This is a genomic window from Gilvimarinus sp. DA14, assembly GCF_024204685.1.
Lineage (GTDB): Bacteria > Pseudomonadota > Gammaproteobacteria > Pseudomonadales > Cellvibrionaceae > Gilvimarinus.
This window is the reverse complement of sequence record NZ_CP100350.1, coordinates 2,229,617-2,250,863: the sequence shown is the minus strand read 5'-3', so window position 1 is coordinate 2,250,863 and position 21,247 is coordinate 2,229,617. Positions and strand designations below refer to the sequence as shown.

Genomic DNA, 21,247 nt, shown 5'->3' with positions numbered 1-21,247 from the left:
AAGAAGCATCCGGGACGACCCGGAGCGGCTTGCCGTTTCTTTTGTCTGGACGACCAGGCGGCGTTTTGAATATTCAATTTTATTCAGGAGGTTGCCCAGTGCCAGACAATTCGCCATCCCCCCATACTGCGTTTACCGCATTGCCTTGCGTTGATATCGCTGGCTTGTTCAGTGCTGATCTTGCCGAGCGTCAGGCCGTGGCCGACGAACTCGGCCGCGCGGCTCGCGACGTGGGTTTTTTATACATCACCGGCCATGGTGTAAGCCCACAGTTGCAATCGCGCTTAATAGCGCGCGCCAAAGATTATTTTGCGCAGCCCCTAGACGAAAAAATGCGCTTTTACATCGGCCAATCTGAGAACCACAGTGGCTATGTGCCCGAGGGAGAAGAAAAACTCGGTGATGGCGCGGTGGACTGCAAAGAAGCCTACGATGTTAATTACGACTACCGCGCCGAACTCGGTCGTCGGCCCATGTTGGGGCCAACCCAGTGGCCAGATGCGCACGGCTTTAAAGAGGATGTGCAAAGCTATTATCAAGCAGCGCTGAATGTGGCCGATGCATTATTTCGCGGTTTTGCCCTGGCCTTGCAGCTTGATGAGGATGCGCTAAGCCGCCATGTTAACCATCCGCCGAGTCAGCTGCGGATGATTCACTACCCTTACAACGAGCAAGCGCCCTCGGACCGCCCGGGTATTGGCGCCCATACCGATTACGAATGCTTCACCATTTTGCTGCCTACCGCTCCGGGGCTTGAGGTATTAAACGGTGCGGGTGAATGGATTGACGTGCCACTCAAAGACAATGCGTTTGTGATCAACATAGGCGACATGCTGGAGGTGTTGAGTAATGGCCAGTTTGTCGCCACCTCTCACAGAGTGCGTAAGGTGAAAGAAGAGCGTTATTCCTTTCCACTGTTTTGCGCCTGCGATTACGACACCGAAATTGCGCCCATTGAATCGCTGACAAAAGCGAATCCGGGGCGCGACTACACCTCCCTGAAATGCGGCGATCATTTATACGCGCAAACCATTCAAACGTTCACCTATTTAAAAAATAAACTCGCTCGCGGCGAAATCAGCATGCCCGAAAACTCTCAATCGGTGGATAGCTTCGGCTATCACGGGCAATAGGAGCGGGGTATGCATTTATTAGACATAGTCAATAACCACACCTCTCCTGCAAAAGCTGGTGTACCCGATTGGATGCTGGGCTACTTTAAACGTCGCAGCATCAGTTTCGCCAATGGCGAAACTGACACAAAGACCCATGTGTGCTGGCTGCAAAGCCGCAACTTCACCATCGATTTACGCCTGCCCATAGAAAGCGAGCAAGTTGTTAGCAAGCCATTGCAAGAGTACAGCGCAGCGGAACTACGCACCTTGGGTAACTATGAAGGCTGGGTGGCCGACAGCGTATGGAACGGTGAAACTTTAGCCTGGGAAAAAGAAATCGCGCTGCAGCTGCATGGTCGCTGGCAAGAGCCCGCTTACCTGAAGCGGGTTGGCAACTGCATGATGGAGTTCTGCCCCAGCGACGCCTATGTAGAAGATTGGCGTTTGCAGCCTAGTGCGCCGGGCCCGCTGATTGGTTTGCGATTACTGCAAGAAAAAAACCTAAGCACACAAACCATTACCCGTAAAAGCGGTGGTTTGATTGTTTGCGGTGATTACGCAGCACTGGTGCTGGGGCGGCCGGAGCCTATGGTGGCCGCTTCTGCTAATGCCCTGCGTGAAAAATCGCAAGCTGCAGTGGGCGATAAAGCAGCCTTACAGCAACTTTTCGATTTTGAAACCTCGGTTGCCAAAGGCTCAATGCAACGTGGCTTTGCGGTTTTCTTAAGCACTTGCCCCGAGCGCATTGGTAAGGAAATTTTCAGTCTGGATGGGTTCGCTATAAGTTCAGACTCAAAAACGCTTACGCAAAACTTTGAATCTGCCAATGGCGATATTGTGGAAAGAATCTACGCGATCGATACCATTGAGTCAGGTGTTGAGTTTACTCAGACAACGCCAACCTGCGAACAATCTAAGCAGTGGTTTGACCGCGAAAGTGAAACCCTGTGCCGTTATAACCAACCCTGTTACTAATGCCGAGAGGTCAAACGATGAAAAAACTCCTTAGTCTATTGAGTGTACACAGTAAAAAAATTACCGCTGCGTTGTGTTTGTTGGCGTTTGTGTTTGGTGCGGCGTCCGTGCAGGCGGCTGAAAAAAAATCCTTTAAAGTTGCCTGGTCCATCTACGCTGGCTGGATGCCTTGGGCTTATGCCAACGACAAAGGCATTATTAAAAAGTGGGCCGATAAGTACGGTATTGAGATTGAAGTGGTGCAGATGAACGACTACATCGAATCCATTAACCAGTTTACGGCCGGTGAATTTGACGCCTGCGCCATGACCAATATGGATGCACTGACCATTCCGGCCGCTTACGGTGTGGATACCACCGGCTTGATTTTGGGTGACTACTCAAACGGTAACGACGGCCTTGTGCTTAAAAATGCCGACAGCATCGCCGACATTAAAGGCCGTAACGTTAACCTGGTAGAGCTTTCTGTATCTCACTACTTTTTGGCTCGTGCACTGGATATGAATGGCATGTCAGAGCGCGACGTGACCGTGGTGAACACTTCAGATGCGGATGCAGTGTCAACGTTTATGACTGATGACGTCACCGCTGCTGCCGTGTGGAACCCGCAGCTGGGAATTATTCTGGATCGCGCCGAAGACGCGACCGAAGTATTCACCTCAAAAGAAATTCCGGGTGAAATTATCGACATGATGGCCGCCAATACAGAAACCCTGAAAGACAATCCTGCGTTTGGTAAAGCGCTGGTTGGGGCATGGTTTGAAACCCTGGCCCTAATGCAAGGCGACTCGGAAGAAGCGAAGGCCGCGCGCAGCTATATGGCCGACCAAGCCGGCACCGATCTAGCCGGGTACGAAGCGCAGCTGGCCGACACCATGTTGTTCTACACCCCTGCGTCGGCGTATGAGTTTGCCAGCAATAAAGATTTACTCGGCTTTATGGACAAAGTGCGTCAGTTCTCTTTTGACAAAGGTTTGCTGGGCGAAGCCAGCCCAAGCCCGGATGTAGTCGGTATGGAATTCGCCGATGGCGCCGTACTTGGCGACAAAAGTAATATTAAACTTCGCTTCGATGCCAGCTACGTAAAAATGGCTGCCGACGGTAAATTGTAAGTTCGATTTCTCTGTAAGTTCTTTGCCCGGGTGCGCTAAGCCCCGGGCTTTTTTATAGCTCTACTCAAACAATAAGCTTTGTCTCAGGTTTAAGTTGGCAGAAAAAATTGCAATGCGGTATTAGGTGATAATAATTGTTATTTCCGTAATCGGCTGTAATGGAGGCTGTTAAATCCCCGTCCTAGACTCAGGTCAACTCATCGAATAGGCGGTGAGTGTTACAGCATACGAGTTATCGTGGAGGGATTTATGAAAAATCGTTTTATGCCTTTTGTCGTTTCATCTAACGACCAACTTATGGCTGCCGCCAGTGGCAGTGACACCCCGATTGACCAGCAGCTCGCCGATGCGTTTAACGCGAATAACGACGTGCTTGCGTATGTAAATGGATTGGCTAACAGCTCATTGCCGGCATTATCACCAGAGCCAGAGTGGTACGCAGGCTTTAGCAGCGCATTCGCCGATGCCAAGATTCATGCCATGGATTGGTTTAATACAATTACACCGGGTTTGGTAAGTATTCCCGCAGGGATCGCAAATTACGCGTCTGTGTTCAGTTTGAATATGATCACGATGAATCAAAACCTTGATATCTTAAAGGCGAACCCTGCGGACGCGGCGGCGAAGAATGCGATTGCAGACTCTCTATCATCGCTACTGCAGGGGTTAAGTGCGCAAATTTCATCTGCCACAGATTTCAAATCAAAGATTAATCAATTTTCGTCAAATCTGGAAAACGATGCAGAGGTGATGCGTAACGCGGTCGCCAACGCTGAGGAAACCGAGAAGTACGATAAAGATAAAGTTGAGAGCCTGAAGAAGAAAATTGCGGACTTAAAACAGCAAGTGAAAACCTGGCAAGTGGTCGAGACGGCGGCAGGGCTTGCTGCTGGTGTTGGTTTTTTTGCTGGTGCGGTAATCGCTATTTTCACGTTCGGCGCTGGTCTCGCTTTTGGTGTGATTGCCGCAACGGCGGGCATCGCAACAATAATCGCTGCGAGCGTCGAGATCAAAAACCTATCGGCTGAAATTCAGAAAGAACAGGCAGAAATGGGTGATATTGAGCAGCAAATATCAACCTTGCAAGTACTTGAATCAGCATTAAACGACTTGATTGATCTGTCTGCCAAAGCAAGTTCAAAAATTGATTTGATTCTCCAGGCTTGGTCAACCTTACAGCAGGAGATTTCAGCGGTTATTCAAGACCTAACTAACGCTGATGCTGATTTGTCGAATATGGATTTAGAAGCTCTGTCGCATGACCTGAATATGGCAAACGACGATTGGAAAACGTTGCAGAAGTTTGCAACCACCATCGCCGGCATCAGCTATAACCAGGCCACACCACCTGCGGTAAATCTAGATAACGCTAGCTCAAAAAGCGCTGCCTAGCGAAACTGTTTAGAGTAAATTTACTTGCACGCTTTAGGGGTTGATAGCATTACCCCAAACAAGAGTAGGGCTAGCATCCAGAAAGAAGTTGCTAGCCCTATAGTTTGCGCAATAAAGCCAATGGCCGCTGGGCCTAGCAAAATGCCGGCATAGCCCATGGTGGTAACACTGGCGATTGCCAGCGCCGGGGGCATAATGCTTTGTGTGCCCGCGCGGCGAAACAGTACGGGCACAATATTGGCTAACCCCAAGCCGATCAGTAAAAAACCGCTTAAGGCAATATAAGTCTGCTGCACGCTAAGCAGTACTGCTACCCCCGCAATGGACAGCATAGAGCTGATCATCAAAAGTTTAGCATCACCCAGTTTTTCTGATAGGGCATCGCCGCTGAAGCGACCCACTACCATCGTCATGGCAAACAGCATGTAGCCAAGGCCGCCGCTTTGTTCGTCCACCAGGTTTCTCTCGGTAATCAGCACCGCGCTCCAATCTAAAATCGCGCCTTCCACCAAAAAGGCAATGGCCGTTAGCGTGGCGAGCAACAATACGATGCCGCGGGGAACGGCGAACAGCGTCTCGCTGGCCTCGGGTTTATCGCGCAGCAACCTCGGCGCCGTAAGGCCCATGGCCAGCAGCATAATAGCCGCACAGACCAGGCTCGCGATCAGCAGCGGGCTGCCCGTTGAAAGCAGTAGCGTCATCAGCCCCGCACCGAGGAATCCACCCAGGCTAAACAGCGCATGAAAGCCAGACATCATGGGTTTGTTGGCGGATTGCTCTACTTCAACCGCGTGCAGGTTAATAGCAACATCTAACGAGCCCAGGGCGGCGCCAAAAGCCAGCAAAGCCGCGCCCAAGTACAGCGGGCCCGGTGCAAGCGTCAGTAAAGGCAAAATGGCTAACAGCGCAAAGCCACTGACTATAATCACCGGGCGGCTACCGTGGCGTGTGGCAATAATGCCGGTCAGCACCATCGCCCCGATCGAGCCAATGCCAATACACAGCAGCAATAGCCCCAGTACCGCATCGTTCAGGTTCAAGTGCTGCTTGGCAAAAGGCACCATAGGCGCCCAGCAGGCAATACCAAAACCCGCCACAAGAAAGCCCAGCCGGGTTGCCAAGCGGGTAGCAGGGGTATTAGCCGAGGTTACGATTGGGGGTTGCGACGTCACGCAAAGCTCCAGGAAATGAATGTGGCGAGATTAGACACTGATTCGAGGGGTTTACCAAGGGGTTGTCTGCAAGTATTTGTTAGTCGCTGACCTCACTTTTCTCCGCATAGTCATCTGTTGGTTTAGCTCAGCTCTCATTCCGGATTTTAAACGCCTATCAATGTCTGATTTTAAAAATGTGCCCGGCAGTGCAGTATATTTTTCACAGCCGGGCAGAGGACTATACGAAGGGATATGGAATCAAACTCGGGTGAGGCTGTCGTTCATTTATACTTGAGCTGAGCGGAATCTAGCTTTAGCCTGTGGGCGATCTGGATCCGAATCCCAACTGCTCATGCAGCGTTACTCAACACAAAACATTACACATACTGCCCCGCACAATATCCACTCGCCCACGCCCACTGAAAATTATACCCGCCCAGCCAACCGGTTACGTCCAATACTTCGCCAATAAAGTACAAATTCGGCTCTGTTTTTGCCGCAAAGGTTTTGGAGGAAACGCCGTCGGTATCTATACCGCCCTTGGTGACTTCGGCGGTGCGGTAGCCTTCGGTACCGGTCGGTTGCATGGGCCAGGCGCAGAGCACGTGGCTAAGGTTGTCGATGTCGCCGTTGCTCCAGTCCGCCAGTGGTTTACTGAGTAAATGTGGTAAGCCGTGATGCTCCAGCCATTGGGTAATAAACCGTTTGGCGAGCCAAGGGCTGAGCAAAGTGGTTAGTTGTGATTTTTCGGCGCGCTGGCGCCAGGTGTGTAACTGTTGCTGCAAATCAAGCTCTGGCAGCCAGTTAACGGTGACGGTGTCGCCCGGGTTCCAGTAGTTGGAAATTTGCAGTGCGGCGGGGCCGCTGATGCCTTTGTGAGTAAACAGCAAGGCCTCGCGAAATACCTGACCATTACATTCCACGGTGGCGTCGGCGGCCACGCCTGCCAATTGTTGTGCCAGCGTTAGCCAGTCGCCCTTAAAAGTAAATGGCACCAGGCTGGCGTTGCGGGCGGTCACTTTCAGACCAAACTGTTTGGCAATGTCGTAACCAAAACCGGTGGCGCCCATGGTGGGAATGGACAAACCGCCGGTGGCAATAACCAGCGAGTCGCACTGGTAGAGGCCGAGCCCGGTGGTGAGAATAAAACCGCCGTCGCTGTGTTTTTTGATTTCTAAAATCTCACAGTGAGTGCGAATGTCCACATCTCCGGCTTCGCACTCGGCGAGCAGTATATTGAGCAGGTCGCGTGCTTTATTGTCGCAAAACAATTGCCCTAGGGTTTTTTCATGGTAGGCGAGGCCGTGTTTTTCTACCAGCGCAATAAAATCCCACTGGGTAAAACGCGACAGGGCCGATTTGCAAAAATGCGGGTTGGCCGACAGGTAGTTGTTTGGGGCTATGTCGTAGTTGGTAAAGTTGCAGCGCCCGCCGCCGGACATAAGAATTTTTTTGCCCACTTTATTGGCGTGATCTAACAAAGCGACCTTGCGGCCACGCTGGCCTGCGGTAGCGGCGCACATTAAGCCAGCGGCGCCGGCGCCGATAATCACGCAATCAAAGTGGTTCATACAACATCATGCCCGCAGAAAAACGGGCATGATACCTCAGTGTGCGACGGCCATGTACCTTAGGTACGGCTGCAGGGGGGCATCGAAGGTGCCGATGCTGTAGCCGGGGTAGGTTTGTGTGATCTGTAACTGGGCGCTGGTGTGGTCTAGCTTTTTGTAGGCCGAGGGCGCTAAGGCCATGGTGCCAAAGTGCTCGATATTGGCAAAGGGCGCCTCGCCTTCGGCGTAAATGTTAAAGGTGTCGCCCACGTTGACGCCACTGTTAGCTCCGGCCAGTACGTACACCTGGCTGTCGCGGGCCGAGACTTTTACCGGCGCCATAAACGGCTGGCACAGGGCTTTTTGTCCCAGCTCCAGCGCGGCCTGGCTTAACAATTTGTCGGCAGCCTGGCCGTAATCGGTGGCCCAGAAGCCCGGGCTGGCAAAGCCGGTGGCGGCGGTGTAGTCCGCGTCCCACAGGCCACGGGTGGAGTAGGTTTTATCAAAAATGCGCGTGCCGGTGACGCCATCGTGCAGCATCAGGCGAAAACTGAACTGGCGCTCGCGAATGTCCGCCGGGTTGGCGCCCACCCAGCTTTTCAGGGTACTGCCCACGCGGTTGCCCGTGCGCCCCAGGCTGTTGTAGCGAAAGTAGTCCGGGTTGGCCATAGACATATCTTCAATGGTGCCGGTAACCACGTACTGGGTTTGGTATTGGCTGGCCACCAGTTGCACCGCGTTAAACACTTCGTAGTGGTTACTGAGCAAACGGTTGCCGCTGGCCAGGGTCAGCTCGGGCTGGGTTTGCACCTCCAGGTTTTGCTGCGGGTAAAGGCGTTCGGCCAGAGTTTGCGCGATAGCGCTTTCGGCGTTGTACAGTTTGCCCACGCGCACCGACTGTGGTTTGCGATTATTAAACGCCGTGACCAGCAGCGATTTACTGTAGGGCGCCACCGGGCACTCGGCGGCGTGAATGCTGCTATCGCGAATGTCCGCGTTTACCGTTACCTGATAAATGCCTTTTTGCAGTGATTCGTCGATCACATCCATGGCTTGAATTTGGCCGCGGGTGCTCACGCGAATCTGGTCGTTTACCTCGGTCACGTTAATCACGTTGGTGCTGCTGCGTAAATCAAAGCCCGCCTGCATCAGCGCTGTGCGAGCGGCGTCGCGGATGGCGGCCTGACGCGCGCCGGTAACGTCCCCGTTCACCACACTGCTTTTGCCCTGTGCGGTAATGATGTCGGCCTGCGCGGCGGCCGCGCCGATCAGCAAGGCTAAAAAAGTGGCTATGTGAACGTAGGAGCGCAGCATAACGATTTACCTGTTAGACAGTTGAGCGTAAGTGCCAATGTCAAAGTGCTTGGCGGTGACCGACGCGGTGCGGGGTTGCTCGGCTTTTGGCGCGGCTTTGTGGTACGCCGTGCCCGAGTTTTCAATGTCCGATTGCATGGCGCCGATTGGGTCGCGATAAAAATCCGTATCCAGTGACAGGGCCACGGTGGTTTCGTAGTAGCCCTTGCGGTTAATGCCCTGGCTAATCACGCGGGATTTAACCAGCACAAAGGTGTCCACCAATGCGTAAATACGATCGTGCTCGGTTAAAAAGTCCGCCACCCGAGTGTCGGCGGTAATCTCTACACCGCGCACACGTTCGGCCAGGGTCCGGTAGGCTTCCACTTCCGAGGCGCGCAGCGCCATTAACTCTTGTTGGGGTGGGTTACCCGCAAGGGCCGGGTCCAGCGCGCCATAGCCTACCGCGGTGATGGTAACGGGCGCAGGGTATAAGGTGGTGGTGCTTTGGGCTTTGGTACTGGCGGTTGCGCTGGCCGACGCCGTTGCCGAGGCATTGGCCGTACTGGCGTCATAGCCGCCGCAAATTTGGCATTCAATAATACCGCAGCCACTTAACAGGCTTGATAAAAACAGTGAAGTCACGAGCAACAGGCGGCGGTTCATACTGGGTCCTTGAAATCAATCGTCGATAGAACCTGTATCGGCCAGTGGCTGGAATTGTTTAGCTGACCGTTGAAAAACGGTCTGTTAATCGAAAGCTTCTCTTTTATATGCCCGTGTCGCCGGGCGTTGCGAGGTACTTTTGGTCTTGGCCAAAAGTACCCAAAAGCCGCGCCCCAACATCTGGCCCTGCGGGTCCCCTCATTCCAATCGATTTTAGCGGGCCGTATCGACAGCGCGTCCATGCGCTGGCGATACTTGCGCAAACGTCCTGTTTGCTTACCCGCTAAAATAGATTTCCATTCGGCCTAGATGTAAACGGGGCAAAAAAGCGGCACTTCGTAGTGAATAATGGTTCGGCTCAGCTAATAGCGAAGTTGACTTTTTACCAGAGCTGAAAGCGTGGAGCCGGCTGGGTTTTTCGCCCGTTTACAACTGAGCCGAGCGGAAGCCGATTTTAGGGGTTGAGCGCTCTGGAGAAGGTGAATGCTACGCAGTAGCAGAGAGGCCAGCCTGGGCTGTGAGCGCGAAAGGTCTAAGCGCACATGGACGTGCGGTTTAGACCGACCGCTAAAATTGGCCGGAGGGAGGGGACCCCGAAGGGGCCAGATGTTGGGCGAGGTTTTTGGTTACTTTTTGCCGAAAAAAGTAACTCGCAACGCCCGGCGACACGGGCATATTAAAGGCTGAAATTCAATTTCAGCCATGTGTTGCCAAAGCCGCGGGCGTCATTCCAGCGAATCAGTTTCCCTTTCGCCATGGGTTACCAGCTGGAACCGGCTTGAATGTAGTAAGCGGACTCTTCCGGCCCCCAGGCCACATCCACACCCATGGTAAAGCCGTAGCGTTTGGCGATCAGGTAGCGAAACCCGGTGCCGTAGCTTTCTACGTCTTCGGCGTCGCTGGTTAGGTTGCTCCAGCTGTCGGCGACAAAGCCCGCGCCGCCAAAGCCTTTAAGATGCCAGCGTGGTGTCAGTTTGTAGGTGGCTTCAATTTCGGTGATAAAGGCCTGGTTATTCTGGTAGCGGGCGGCGGGTACACCGCGCATGCGCAAGCCGGGCAGGGCGTAGGGGGGCAGGGTTTCGCCGCTGGCGGCCTCAACGCTTTGGTAATCCAGGCGCAGGCCCAGGTTGAAGGTGTCGCTCAGCTTCCAGTAATTAAGCCCGGTAAATTGATACTGGGTGTAGTTCAAATCACTGCCAATGGCGTCGTCAAAGCGCACGGCGCGGGCGCGGTAGTTGTAACCGGCCTCGGGGTTCATGGGGTTGTCGCGCGAATCATACTCAAGAATCAACCCCAAACCCGAGGTGTCTTCGCTGATGTTGAGACGGTTTTGCAAAAAAGCCTCGACTTTTTCGTTCAGCTCATCGTCGGGCAGCAGGTCGATATTAATATCCTCGGCGAGCTTGGTTTCCATGTGCTGGTAGGTTTGGTAAAAGCCCGCAAACCATTTGCTGTCGCCCAGGCGAAAGGTGAGTTTTTGCAGTATGGCCGGGCCACTTACGTTCAGCTCAATGGGGTTTTGCAAATCCACGTTGGCGATGCGGTAAAAATCCAGATTCATATCCGGGTAGCCAATGCCGCCCTTGTAGCGAATGGTATCGCCGCGCCAAAAACCCATGTGCCCGGCGCCGCCAAACTTGCTGCCGTTTTCGGTAGCCGCCCCGCCTAATACGCTGATGTTTTCGGGGATAATCCCGGTTGTTTGCTTACCTTGCTTTTGCGCCTCGGACTCGTGAAAAAACACACCCATAACCCCCAGGCCATTGCCGGTGGCCGGTTCGGTAATAATGATGGGCACGGGCAAAAAGCCCAGCATGTGCTGGCTTAAAAACTGGCTGGCATCCAGCATGCCGTCTTCGGGGTCGATAAATTCTTCGCTGATGGCGTAAGACTGCGAGGCGCTGCAGGCGAGCAACAGGGTTGCTGCTTTGATGGGGACTGGAAGCTTCATAACCTATCCTTGTATCGCATGGATGGTAAATGGTAGCGACTAACAGCCGGATAAGCCAGTTACTAATAAAAGTGCCCAAAATCTTGATGAAAAACGCGCCCGCTAACGGACCGACGGAGGCGCCACGCCAACCGTGCAGAGAGCGTATAAACCAGTAAAAATACGCGCGCCCCGATTAACGGGGCGCAAAAGTGTAATTGAGCAGTAGCTATTTAAGCGACTAACGCGACTAAAGCGGTTTGAGTTTTATATTGCGAAACCACACTTTATCGCCATGGTCTTGCAACACAATATGCCCTTCGCTGTTATTGGCAAACTCGGGCCAGTCGGCAAACTTGCTGTTGCCAATTAACTGCTGCCACTCGGGCGAGCTGGTATCCGCCTGCACCAGTTTATAGCCGTTTAACCAGTGCTCGATTTTGCCGTTGTTCACCACCAGGCGGGTGCGGTTCCACTGCCCGGCGGGCAGCACGGTCACGAATTTGGACTTAATCAAATCGTACAAATCGCCCGCGCGGTGTTTTTCTATTTTGCCGTCCGGGTGGCCCGGGTTATCCAGCAGCTGGTACTCGGGCCCGCTCTGGTACGAGTGCTCAAGCTCGGGCGTTTCTTTTACCTTATAAAGAATACCGCTGTTGCCGTCTTCGGCCAGCTTCCATTCCAAATAAAGCTCAAAGTTTTCCATGGGCGCCGGGGTAATGATTACATCACCACCACCCGGTGTTTTCCAGCCTTCGTCGGCGGCGGTGCGGCCGGTTAAATGCAGCGCGCCATTGTCCACTACCCAGCGCTTGCCTAATTGATCGCTGTTGTAATTGCGTAAACCGTCTAGGGTTTTACCGTCAAACAATAACTGCCAGCCGTCGGTTTTTTCCGCTTCGCTTAAGCGGTTATTACTTGGCTGGTAGTCAGTGTTGATGGCAACGGGTTTATTTTCCGGAATCGCGTTTAAGGTGTACCAGGCTTCGGTGGTCCACAACTCGTTATCGCTTTCGCTCACAAAGCCGCGCTTAATGCGGAAATACACCAAGTGGTTTTCTTTTAGCCCGGCCAATTTAAACTGCGCGCGGCGGCGATCTTCCGACAGCGAAAACGCTTCAACTTTTAGCGGGCCTTTGTCCAGTTTCGGGCCGCCGTATTCGCTGGTGGGTTCGTAACGCCACTGAATAACCTCAAAATCTTCGGCGGTAATGTTTTGCCCGGCAGCGACCGGCTCGGTAAAGGTAATTTCAAAACCGTCGCTGCGCGCGCTAACGCTTAGCATTTCAAAGGCGGTATTGCCGTTGTAGTTTAAACGCTGCAAGCCATACCACTTGCCACCGGCGTGGGCCCAGTTGCCGGGGTTGCCTACGCCACCCACAATCAGCGAGCCATCGGGCGCCCATTGCAAGCGGTTAACCCCGGCTTCTAAGCCCTGGGTAAAGCGAAATACCGCGCCCTGCAAGCGGCCGTTAATGCGCTCGGCAAACACGCGCTTAATGCCGCCGTGGGTAACTTCGCCGTGAATCATCTGGTTTTGGTAGGGGCCGATGTTAAGCGGCGCGGGCTCGCCCGGCGAGTTGCCAATTTCATCTTGCGGCAGCCACACCACCGGCAAGGTTTCGGTTAAGTTTTCGGTGCCTGCAAAATCCACCGAGCGCGACCCATACCAGGCCCCTTCGGTTAACTCGATAATTTTACTGGACGGCACCCAGTCGCCCTGGTTGTCGGCAATAAACAGTTGTTCGTCAATGCCAAAACCAATGCCGTTGGGGGTGCGCAGGCCCGAGGCAATCATGCTTACTTCGCCCGTGTCTTTGTTCACTTTAAACGCGTGGCCGCGATCGGGCGCTTGCGGGTCGGCACTGGCGCCGCCGGGTAAAATGGCGGTGGCCAAAGCGCCGTAAAAATAGCCGTCTTGATACTCCAGGCCAAAGGCAAACTCGTGAAAGTTGCCGGTTACCGACCAGTCGTTCGCTACCAGGCGATACTCGTCAATAATTTCATCGCCATTCACATCCACCAGGCGGGTCAGCTCTTGCTTTTGCAGCACGTAAATATCGCCGTCCACCACTTTTAAACCCAAGGGTTCGGCAAGCCCGCGGGCGATGCGTTTAACCTGAATGTTTTCCGGCGCCGCATCCCAATCAGAGACAATATACACCGAACCTTCCGGGTCCCAGGTAGAGACTACCAAGCGGCCGTCGGGCAAAAAGTCCAGCCCGCCCACCATGGGTTCAAATTCTTCCGGACGCGCCTGATGCAAATCAAAGGACGGGTGCACGCCCGCCACCTCGCGCATATCCCCGGGCACGGTTTTCACAATATCCGGGTCGGTGACTACCGGCTCTACCGTGCGTAGGTCATTGGGCGTAACCTCCAGCATGGATTCGGGGATTAACTCAAACTTGCCGGTGGCGGGGTTTTTCCATTGCAGCGATAAGGCCGCGCCCGAGGTGCCCTGAAAATAAATAATTTCCAACGGGTGCAGGCCTGCTTCTAAATTGATGTTGGCATCCATGGGGTCGGGGCCGTGAAAGCCCCAGTGGTTAATGGCAAGCTCGCCGTTTAAATACAAATACGAGCCATCGTCGCTCACCAAGCGCAAGGTGGTTTGCAGCGGCTTTTCCAGCTTTAAGTTGGTTTTTACCTGATAGGCAAAACGCTCTTTAATCGGTTCAAAGGCGTCAATGTCGGGTAAATGAATTTGCGCACTGTGCGCCGCCAGCGCCGGGGGTGTGTTGCGCAGTACATCCACATTGGGTTGGTCGCCGGAAAAATAATGCAGGTAAAACAGCGCGCCCGCTGTTTTTTGGTTTATTTCGGGCGTGGTGTCTTTTAAGTTAACCGCCACCGCTGGTTGCGCCATGGGGTTTGCACCGTCGGCAACGGGCTCGGCAGCCGGTGCCAGGGTGAAAATATAATCCACCATGGTGGCGGCGTCTTCGGCGCTTAAACTGGGGTGCGGCGTCATGGGGATCTGCCCCCAGTTGCCCGCACCACCGTCAATAATCTTTTGTGCCAGCATCTCCCGTGCGCCGCTTTCATTGATATAACGCTGCGCAATGGAGGCGTAAGACGGCCCCACGGTTTTTACCTCGGGGTTGTGGCAGGCGGCGCAGTCGCTACCGGCAATTAATGCTTCGCCTGGGTGTTGTTGCTCGGCCTCGGTCGATTGTGGTTCTTGCGCTGCTTGTGGCGGCAGAGCCGAATAGTGCAGGGTTAATTCGGTAGTGCCGGGTTTAAGAATCAGGCGGTCGCCGTTAAGCTCACCCGCGCCACTCACAGAATGGTTTTGCGGCAGCTGTAAACCGCTTAAGCTGGCCGTGCCGCCTGTTACCACAAACTGGCGCGTTACCACCGCCTGCTCCCCCTGCATCTGATAACGGGGGGTTTCTTCTATATTAACGTTGCCGCCCGCGTACAGCAGGGTGGGGGTGTTGCCATTTAAGCGGTGGCCTTTAAATTCAATGTCGCCTTGCCAGCGCGCGTTTTCATTTTTCAGGTAATCCCGCCCCGGGGTCCCAGGCTGGGGGCCGTGCTTCTGGTCGTACACCGCGCCGGAAAACTCCACCTGGCCATCCCACACTTTAAATAAAGTGCCCGCGTCTGTGTCATAGGCAAGGCTTAAGTCATCGCCCAGGCGCAGGGTTAATACGCGGGGCTTGCCGTCCAGCACCGAGCGAAACGCTGTCATCTGCCCCGTCATCGGCGGGCTTTGCACGTTTTGTTCGGTGGCGGGTGTGTCGGGTTGGCAAGCGCTGAGTAAAGCGCTGCCCGCGATAAAGCTAGCTAACAGAGTGTGGGTTGCATAAGGGGCCATGGTGGTCTCCTGTTTATTTTTAGGCGTTTAGTTTGCCACAGGCGGCCTGGGGTGCGGACTTTATGCATACGTTTTCATTGATGTTAGAAAGGGGTTTTTACTTTTCTTGATGGTTGGTTTAGTGCCGCTGGAAGCGGGTTTTTCTGTATGCCCGTGTCGCCGTGCGTTGCGAGGTACTTTTGGTCTTGGCCAAAAGTACCCAAAAGCCGCGCCCCAACATCTGGCCCTACGGGTTCCCTCATTCCAATCGATTTTAGCGGGCCGTATCGACAGCGCGTCCATGCGCTGGCGATACTTGCGCAAACGTCCTGTTTGCTTACCCACTAAAATCGATTTCCATTCGGCCTAGATGTAAACGGGGCAAAAAAGCGGTGCTTCGTAGTAAGTTGAGTCCATCGGGCCTAAAGAGGCGAAGCCTTGCTCTAGCGTCAGACATCTGACGTCCGACGTTAACCCGTTGCAAAACGGGCTAGCCCATGGCACTATTTTCCTCATCAAAATATGCGTTTATTGTTGTCTCGCAAAACAACTATAAAACGGTGGAGTAGCCAGGAGGCTGGGAACAGAACAGGGCAGTATCTAATCATTGACGCATGCCCTTCATTGTAATGTTTCCGAGTTGCTTGTTTTTCAGTGGAGCCCTGAGAGGCTAGCTAGAAATTGCGAATAAAGAACGTCTGCCCCCTGAAGTCTCGGGCATGTTCATATTTAGACATGTCTATATATAGGAACAGATATACACATAATGCCTGTATATGACGATACTCATGGATATAGCTGTTATATTTCTTGGAGCATGAATGAGAGTCTTTCTAAGCCATTCATATGAAGACAACGACATCGCCCAGATGGTGCGAAATTATCTTGTGCATCATGACCTGGATGTTTTTGATGATAAAACTGATATTGCTACAGGATCAAATCTAAAATCATCAATAAATCAGGCTATTAGTGATTCCGATGCGGTTCTTTTCTTTGTTTCAAAAAACTCTGAAAAAAGCCAATGGGTTCAGCACGAAATGTCATTGGCTGTCAGTAATAGATTAAAAGGAAAGGACGTTAAGCTTATTCCATTAGTTTTGGATAAGCATGCAGAAGTACCATTTTTTCTAAAAGACTACTTGTATCTTGATATGTCGAAATCAAAAGATTTCGAGTCTTCAATGATGAAACTCATTGAAGGAATTAAAAGCGAACATAGGACTAGCACCAGAGAAGATTTAGAAGCCAAAGTGGCTGATATAGAAATTGAAAGAGAATTTTTAAAATTGAAATGCATGGAGCATGAGGAGTTTAAAAAGTTTAAGACTCGTCAAATGTTCTTTGTATCAATGATAGTTACTTTAATTTCAGCACTTATTGCTTCTGTCGGCTTGCTTGGCTGGGTTGCAAAAATTGACTATTCACAATTTGAATGGGTTATTGCATTTTTAGTTGGCTCTATGGCGACAATGCTTGGGTCTATTCTCTACATGAGAAAGGAGAGGCCAAATAAGGAGGAGCTGAATAAGAAAATTGACGATCTCCACAAGCTGATAAAAGATCTTGGGGTTCGCAATGAGCAATAACTCAGAGTTGAACCCTGTAATTGTCGAGCGTGCTTCAGAGCAGCTAAGGCAAGAGCGTGAGACATTTGACCAAGCCAAAGCCCACGACCAATGGTGGTTCATTCTCAGGCTAGTAATGGGGTTTTCATCAGTGGTGTTACTTGTAGCCGTAATGGTGGTGTCGGTTTATATACTATTCAATAGTACTGATTTTCCAGTGCAAGTTGTAACAGCGGCTGGAGCAGCGCTATTCGTAGATGTTCTTGGAATGTTGATGGGGGTGTGGAAAATTGCACTGAACCCGAGGTCAGTTTCTAAGTTGCAACCGACTACGCAATCTTCAATACCTGATGCGGCCTCGTGACATCGAAATATAACAAAGCGCTGCGACGGAAAATTTACTCGCTGGCGCTCCCAAATTTCCGCAGAGCGCGGCGTTATGCGAAATGGAGAATAAAGATTGACCACGGAAGCTTTGCTGCAACAATTTGACGAAAAACAAATGATCTATGCTGCATTTTCGAGCACGATGGAATCGCTTCTGAAAAGGTTGCTCACGGCGTCCAATATAGACGTTCACTCAATCAGTGGGAGGGGCAAAGAAAGAAGTAGCATCGAGAGAAAAATACAGAAAAAAGATAAGTACTCCACGATATCAGACATCACTGATATTGTCGGCCTTAGAATCATTTGTCATTATGCCGATGAGATTGATGATATTGCCAAGATAATCGAGGAAGAGTTCCTGATCGACTCCGAAAATTCTATCGATAAACGAACAGTTTTGGACCCTGACCGTTTCGGCTACCTTTCGTTGCACTATGTGGTTTCATTGAAGCCGCATCGCGCTTCTTTGCTAGAATACCAAGGATTCACTGGGCTAAAGTTTGAGATCCAGGTCCGATCGATTTTACAGCACACATGGGCAGAAATCGAACACGACATAGGGTACAAGGCCAAGATCGAAGTGCCGAAGCCTATTAGGCGGAAATTTTCCACTAAAGTCGGGGTCAGGTCTTTGACTTTTGATCAATCTATTCGGATCAACAGCGTCATTGAAATGTATAAGCAACCACACTGACCCCGATGCTTGACCTGGTCAATTTTTTTCATGGTGGCTGTTAGCACAGGCTTAGTTGGCTGCATCATGGAATGGTTCTAACAAGCCAATTAACTACGCGCCTTCGGCGCCGGACGCAGCAAAGCTGCTCCGGTTATTGAAGTGTTCGCGTCCTAACTAAAAAGAGAGTAAGCATGAAACATCAAGCATTCCTAATTTTCATTTGCTTAGTTTTTGCGGTCAGTACCAGAGCTCAAAGTTACGAGATTGAACGCATGGAAGACGGCCCATTTTCATTCTCAATATCTGGGGTTACGGTCAATGAAGGGTCTGCCCTGATCCGCGAAAGCATTCTATTCAATGATCCGACTTCCCCTGTTGAGCTCAACTCTCATTCTACGGAGATCGTTTATAAAGATCGCAGTTTCCGGTTTTCGGGGACTACCGAGTTAAACGTAAAGCGCTCGATAGTGGCAATTCAAGTCAGAACTATACTCTATGATGTGTTTGGTCAACACATGAAAAATTTAGCGAACACAGAGCCCAAGGACTTTGGTGAGGGAGTGACTAGAGTTAATGGGGAATGGCGTGCGTTTGAAAACGATGTTTCCGAAATGCTAACAACTGTTACGTATGTCGCTCGGGTTCGACTTTCAGATGGAACACAGTGGGTTTATGATGCTGATAATCTACAGCTTGCTTTATCAACTTTAGATCTCGAGCAGAAGATAGGTGAAGCAGACGAAGATTGATGCCTAATAATAGGTGAGTGTCAGGCCTTACATTTCACATCAAGGTGTAAAATGTAAGGCCTGATCCCGATGTTTTGCAACAACCCACTACAGAGCTGCCGTGTTCTGGCGGCGTTAGGAACAAGGAAAATCGCATCATATGAAAAAAGACATTTTTATATGTCACGCAAGTGAAGATAAGACCGCTGTTGCTAGGCCTTTGGCTAGCTGTTTGGCACAGCGAGGTCTTTCTTATTGGATCGACGAAGCTGAGATATCCGCTGGAGAAAGCATCACTGAAAGGGTCAATGATGGACTTAAAGTCTCAGATTTTGTCGTGGTTATTCTAAGCCGTGCATTCATGGCCAAGCACTGGCCAAAAAGAGAGCTATGGGCGGTGCTTAATTTAGAAGCCAAGTCCGGAAAAGTAATCATTATTCCTATTTTGGTTGGAACTCAGACCGAGATTGATGGAATAGTTGAAGAATTTCCGCTTCTAAATGATAAGTTGTTTCAACTTTGGAGCGGTGATGCAAATCGTGTTGCCAACGCCATCCAAACTACAGTTCTAAAATCTCAAGATATTTCACATGAACCGCAAGTTGAAATGCATACCTGCGGACATTGTGCAACTCCGTTTCAGCATGGAGTGCATGTATGCCTTGGATGCCAGGGTGCAATAAAGTATGGCCTTACTCCACAGGAAAGGCTTCGTATTAGACAGGTGACAGCAGCGACGGTTGGCATTCTATCGTTAGTCACAATGCTCCATCTTCCGTCATACTCTGAGTCATGGTTTGGTTTTCAACTACCTATGATGTGGGGTATAGGATTTTGGTCAATTCCTGTCGCAGCAGTAATTGCATTTGGGGGAGCCTTCTATGCTGAAGCGCGTATTGCGGCCAATAAAGCACATTTGGTCAGAACATTCAGATGAACTTAACAAGCGCGTCAATTAGGACGCTCGCAAGCTCGCACCTATTACGCGGGCGTTAGCGTTTACAAAGGATGAAGAATGAGCCTTGAAGATAAGCTGGCCGGATGGACAGGCCCTTCTAGTAATACAGAAAAGGACAAGCAGGATAGAACCGAGCGGATGATTCGAGAAGCGATTAATTCCCATGCGCCATTCAATAACTGTTCATTGAAGGTATTCTCAAAAGGATCTTATGCTAACAATACAAATGTTCGTGCTGATAGCGATGTGGATATAGCTGTTGAATGTACAGAAGTCAAATATTGGGGTGAGTCAGAAAAAGGTAATCATCCCCCTGGTCAGCCATACGAAGGAATTTGGACCCCTTCAAAACTTAGAAGTGAACTTGTCTCCGCAATGACGGCTAAGTTTCCTGGACAAGTGGACTCTTCGGGTTCTACAGCGATACAGATAAATTCAAGCTCTTCGCGAGTCGATGCTGATGTAGTTCCTTGTTTTAGCTATCGCTATTACATGAAATATGGAACGAGGGATGGAACTAAGATTTTCAAAAAGGATGGTAGTAGTATCGTCAATTATCCTGTCCAGCAAATGGAAAAAGGAACAGCCAAGAATAATGCAACCGGGTATGCCTATAAAAAAGGAGCCCGCCTTCTAAAGCGAATTGAAAATGCAATGGCAGCGGATGGAACGTTTCGCGAATTACCATCATTTTTTATGGAATGTTTGGCATATAACTGTCCAGATGAAGTGTTTTCACGCTCAATATGGACGGAGCGGTTAAGAGGTATGCTTTTTTATATTTGGGATAATCTTCAGGGCGACGAACCAGATGAGGGGCGTTGGCTCGAAGTAAACGAATGCTTTTTCCTATTTCATTCAGGTCAAAAGTGGACTCGTGCGGATGGGCGTGAGTTTGCTAAAGCGGCTTGGAATTATTTTGGTTTTAAATAATGCGTAACGTGACGATTAAGAGCTCTTTATATTTGCTGGTCGGCATATCAGCGGTTGCTTGGTTTTCTCTTGCATACTTTGGTGGGCTGGACTTATCTAAGGTTAAAGATTTTTTCGGGCTTGTCCCCAAAGTGGTGAGTATTGATCTTTTAATAGTTGCAGTTTTCGTGAGGTGGGGGTGGAAACTTAAACTATTTAGAGGGTGGCTTGTTCCTTTCCCAAACTTGAATGGTAGCTGGTTGGGTTTTATACACTCGGACTGGAAAAATCCAGATACAGGAGAAAAGCCCCCTCCGATACCTGTAATGCTCACTATAAATCAGTCTTTCTTCCACATCAGCTGCATGATGCGCACAAGTGAAATGGAAAGCTCTTCCTACTCAGAAGGTTTTCTAATTGACCCAGATCGACAAATTAAAAACGTAGCATACTCTTATACTAGTAAGCCGAGATTAAGCTTGAGCGAAAGAAGTATTCCGCATGATGGAACAGCGGTATTTAAGATAGTGGAGAAACCGAAGTTAAAGCTTATAGGTAGATATTGGACTGAAAGACTAACAAAAGGGGAAATAGTTTTGGAGTATTATTCAAATGAGCTTATCGAAGAACTTCCAGATAGTCTTGGTGAACACCCTGTCACGGAAGTTGAGAATCGACGCTAGTAAGGGACGAGTTGGGGGCAGTTCTTGAATTGTGAATTTCGCTATCGAGAGGCTGCTACGAAGTGCCGCTTTTTGCCCCGTTTACATCTAGGCCGAATGGAAATCTATTTTAGCGGGTAAGCAAACAGGACGTTTGCGCAAGTATCGCTAGGCCATGGACGGCCTATCGATACGGCCCGCTAAAATAGATTGGAATGAGGGGACCCGCAGGGCCAGATGTTGGGGCGCGGCTTTGACGTGAAGGGAATCACTAATGCCGTGGGCGCATGGAGGCGCAGGAACGGCGGCGGTACTTTTTGCCGAAAAAAGTAACTCGCAACGCCCGGCGACACGGGCATATAAAAAA

Annotated in this window: 17 protein-coding genes; 11 read left to right on the top strand and 6 right to left on the bottom strand. The window is 50.9% G+C overall.

Going from position 1 to position 21,247, the window contains the following annotated elements; all coding sequences use genetic code 11:
* Positions 1–98 precede the first annotated feature (98 nt).
* The 4 genes from NHM04_RS09840 (at position 99) to NHM04_RS09825 (ending at position 4,594) form a co-directional block, all read left to right on the top strand.
* Complete coding sequence (locus NHM04_RS09840; RefSeq protein ID WP_254263620.1) at positions 99–1,133, top strand: isopenicillin N synthase family oxygenase; 1,035 nt, start codon at positions 99–101, stop codon at positions 1,131–1,133.
* Between the two features lie 9 nt (positions 1,134–1,142).
* Positions 1,143–2,090: a hypothetical protein gene (locus tag NHM04_RS09835; RefSeq protein ID WP_254263619.1), complete on the top strand. Its 948-nt coding sequence runs from the start codon at positions 1,143–1,145 to the stop codon at positions 2,088–2,090.
* Between the two features lie 17 nt (positions 2,091–2,107).
* The gene (locus NHM04_RS09830) at positions 2,108–3,202 is read left to right on the top strand and encodes a putative urea ABC transporter substrate-binding protein (protein ID WP_254263618.1); all 1,095 of its coding nucleotides are present in this window, start codon (positions 2,108–2,110) and stop codon (positions 3,200–3,202) included.
* A 249-nt stretch (positions 3,203–3,451) separates the two neighbouring features.
* Entirely contained in the window at positions 3,452–4,594 is a 1,143-nt protein-coding gene (locus NHM04_RS09825) for an HBL/NHE enterotoxin family protein (RefSeq protein WP_254263617.1), read from the top strand.
* A 20-nt stretch (positions 4,595–4,614) separates the two neighbouring features.
* Here the strand turns inward: NHM04_RS09825 and NHM04_RS09820 are convergent, their stop codons facing one another.
* From NHM04_RS09820 to NHM04_RS09795, 6 genes are all read right to left on the bottom strand, one after another.
* Positions 4,615–5,766: an MFS transporter gene (locus NHM04_RS09820; protein ID WP_254263616.1), complete on the bottom strand. Its 1,152-nt coding sequence runs from the start codon at positions 5,764–5,766 to the stop codon at positions 4,615–4,617.
* 359 nt (positions 5,767–6,125) lie between these two features.
* Entirely contained in the window at positions 6,126–7,319 is a 1,194-nt protein-coding gene (locus NHM04_RS09815) for an NAD(P)/FAD-dependent oxidoreductase (protein ID WP_254263615.1), read from the bottom strand.
* Positions 7,320–7,355: 36 nt separating this feature from the next.
* Positions 7,356–8,612 (bottom strand): flagellar assembly protein T N-terminal domain-containing protein, encoded by a 1,257-nt coding sequence (locus tag NHM04_RS09810; protein WP_254263614.1) that lies wholly within the window; start codon positions 8,610–8,612, stop codon positions 7,356–7,358.
* 6 nt (positions 8,613–8,618) lie between these two features.
* Positions 8,619–9,257, bottom strand: coding sequence for a hypothetical protein (locus NHM04_RS09805; RefSeq protein WP_254263613.1), 639 nt, complete (start codon positions 9,255–9,257; stop codon positions 8,619–8,621).
* A 760-nt stretch (positions 9,258–10,017) separates the two neighbouring features.
* The gene (locus NHM04_RS09800; protein ID WP_254263612.1) at positions 10,018–11,208 is read right to left on the bottom strand and encodes a BamA/TamA family outer membrane protein; all 1,191 of its coding nucleotides are present in this window, start codon (positions 11,206–11,208) and stop codon (positions 10,018–10,020) included.
* Between the two features lie 229 nt (positions 11,209–11,437).
* Positions 11,438–15,010 carry a family 16 glycoside hydrolase gene (locus NHM04_RS09795; RefSeq protein ID WP_254263611.1) on the bottom strand — a complete coding sequence of 1,191 codons (3,573 nt, stop codon included), beginning with the start codon at positions 15,008–15,010 and terminating at the stop codon, positions 11,438–11,440.
* A gap of 800 nt (positions 15,011–15,810) precedes the next feature.
* Here NHM04_RS09795 and NHM04_RS09790 point away from each other — a divergent pair.
* From NHM04_RS09790 to NHM04_RS09760, 7 genes are all read left to right on the top strand, one after another.
* On the top strand, positions 15,811–16,578 hold the full coding sequence (locus NHM04_RS09790) for a toll/interleukin-1 receptor domain-containing protein (protein WP_254263610.1): 768 nt from the start codon (positions 15,811–15,813) through the stop codon (positions 16,576–16,578).
* The gene (locus tag NHM04_RS09785; protein WP_254263609.1) at positions 16,568–16,921 is read left to right on the top strand and encodes a hypothetical protein; all 354 of its coding nucleotides are present in this window, start codon (positions 16,568–16,570) and stop codon (positions 16,919–16,921) included. Before NHM04_RS09790 ends, NHM04_RS09785 begins: the two co-directional genes overlap by 11 nt.
* Before the next feature lie 96 nt (positions 16,922–17,017).
* A complete protein-coding gene (locus NHM04_RS09780) occupies positions 17,018–17,638 on the top strand; it encodes a GTP pyrophosphokinase family protein (RefSeq protein WP_254263608.1) in 621 nt (206 codons plus the stop codon).
* Between the two features lie 173 nt (positions 17,639–17,811).
* The gene (locus NHM04_RS09775; RefSeq protein ID WP_254263607.1) at positions 17,812–18,369 is read left to right on the top strand and encodes a hypothetical protein; all 558 of its coding nucleotides are present in this window, start codon (positions 17,812–17,814) and stop codon (positions 18,367–18,369) included.
* Positions 18,370–18,508: 139 nt separating this feature from the next.
* On the top strand, positions 18,509–19,285 hold the full coding sequence (locus NHM04_RS09770; protein WP_254263606.1) for a toll/interleukin-1 receptor domain-containing protein: 777 nt from the start codon (positions 18,509–18,511) through the stop codon (positions 19,283–19,285).
* Between the two features lie 78 nt (positions 19,286–19,363).
* Positions 19,364–20,239 (top strand): nucleotidyltransferase, encoded by an 876-nt coding sequence (locus NHM04_RS09765; RefSeq protein ID WP_254263605.1) that lies wholly within the window; start codon positions 19,364–19,366, stop codon positions 20,237–20,239.
* Complete coding sequence (locus tag NHM04_RS09760) at positions 20,239–20,901, top strand: hypothetical protein (RefSeq protein WP_254263604.1); 663 nt, start codon at positions 20,239–20,241, stop codon at positions 20,899–20,901. Before NHM04_RS09765 ends, NHM04_RS09760 begins: the two co-directional genes overlap by 1 nt.
* Positions 20,902–21,247 lie beyond the last annotated feature (346 nt).

Bases quoted from the DNA above. Each gene is read 5' to 3' on its own strand.
- NHM04_RS09835 (WP_254263619.1), top strand. From the start codon at position 1,143: ATGCATTTATTAGACATAGTCAATAACCACACCTCTCCTGCAAAAGCT.
- NHM04_RS09830 (WP_254263618.1), top strand. From the start codon at position 2,108: ATGAAAAAACTCCTTAGTCTATTGAGTGTACACAGTAAAAAAATTACC.
- NHM04_RS09825 (WP_254263617.1), top strand. From the start codon at position 3,452: ATGAAAAATCGTTTTATGCCTTTTGTCGTTTCATCTAACGACCAACTT.
- NHM04_RS09815 (WP_254263615.1), bottom strand. From the start codon at position 7,319: ATGAACCACTTTGATTGCGTGATTATCGGCGCCGGCGCCGCTGGCTTA.
- NHM04_RS09810 (WP_254263614.1), bottom strand. From the start codon at position 8,612: ATGCTGCGCTCCTACGTTCACATAGCCACTTTTTTAGCCTTGCTGATC.
- NHM04_RS09805 (WP_254263613.1), bottom strand. From the start codon at position 9,257: ATGAACCGCCGCCTGTTGCTCGTGACTTCACTGTTTTTATCAAGCCTG.
- NHM04_RS09800 (WP_254263612.1), bottom strand. From the start codon at position 11,208: ATGAAGCTTCCAGTCCCCATCAAAGCAGCAACCCTGTTGCTCGCCTGC.
- NHM04_RS09795 (WP_254263611.1), bottom strand. From the start codon at position 15,010: ATGGCCCCTTATGCAACCCACACTCTGTTAGCTAGCTTTATCGCGGGC.
- NHM04_RS09790 (WP_254263610.1), top strand. From the start codon at position 15,811: ATGAGAGTCTTTCTAAGCCATTCATATGAAGACAACGACATCGCCCAG.
- NHM04_RS09785 (WP_254263609.1), top strand. From the start codon at position 16,568: ATGAGCAATAACTCAGAGTTGAACCCTGTAATTGTCGAGCGTGCTTCA.
- NHM04_RS09775 (WP_254263607.1), top strand. From the start codon at position 17,812: ATGAAACATCAAGCATTCCTAATTTTCATTTGCTTAGTTTTTGCGGTC.
- NHM04_RS09770 (WP_254263606.1), top strand. From the start codon at position 18,509: ATGAAAAAAGACATTTTTATATGTCACGCAAGTGAAGATAAGACCGCT.
- NHM04_RS09765 (WP_254263605.1), top strand. From the start codon at position 19,364: ATGAGCCTTGAAGATAAGCTGGCCGGATGGACAGGCCCTTCTAGTAAT.
- NHM04_RS09760 (WP_254263604.1), top strand. From the start codon at position 20,239: ATGCGTAACGTGACGATTAAGAGCTCTTTATATTTGCTGGTCGGCATA.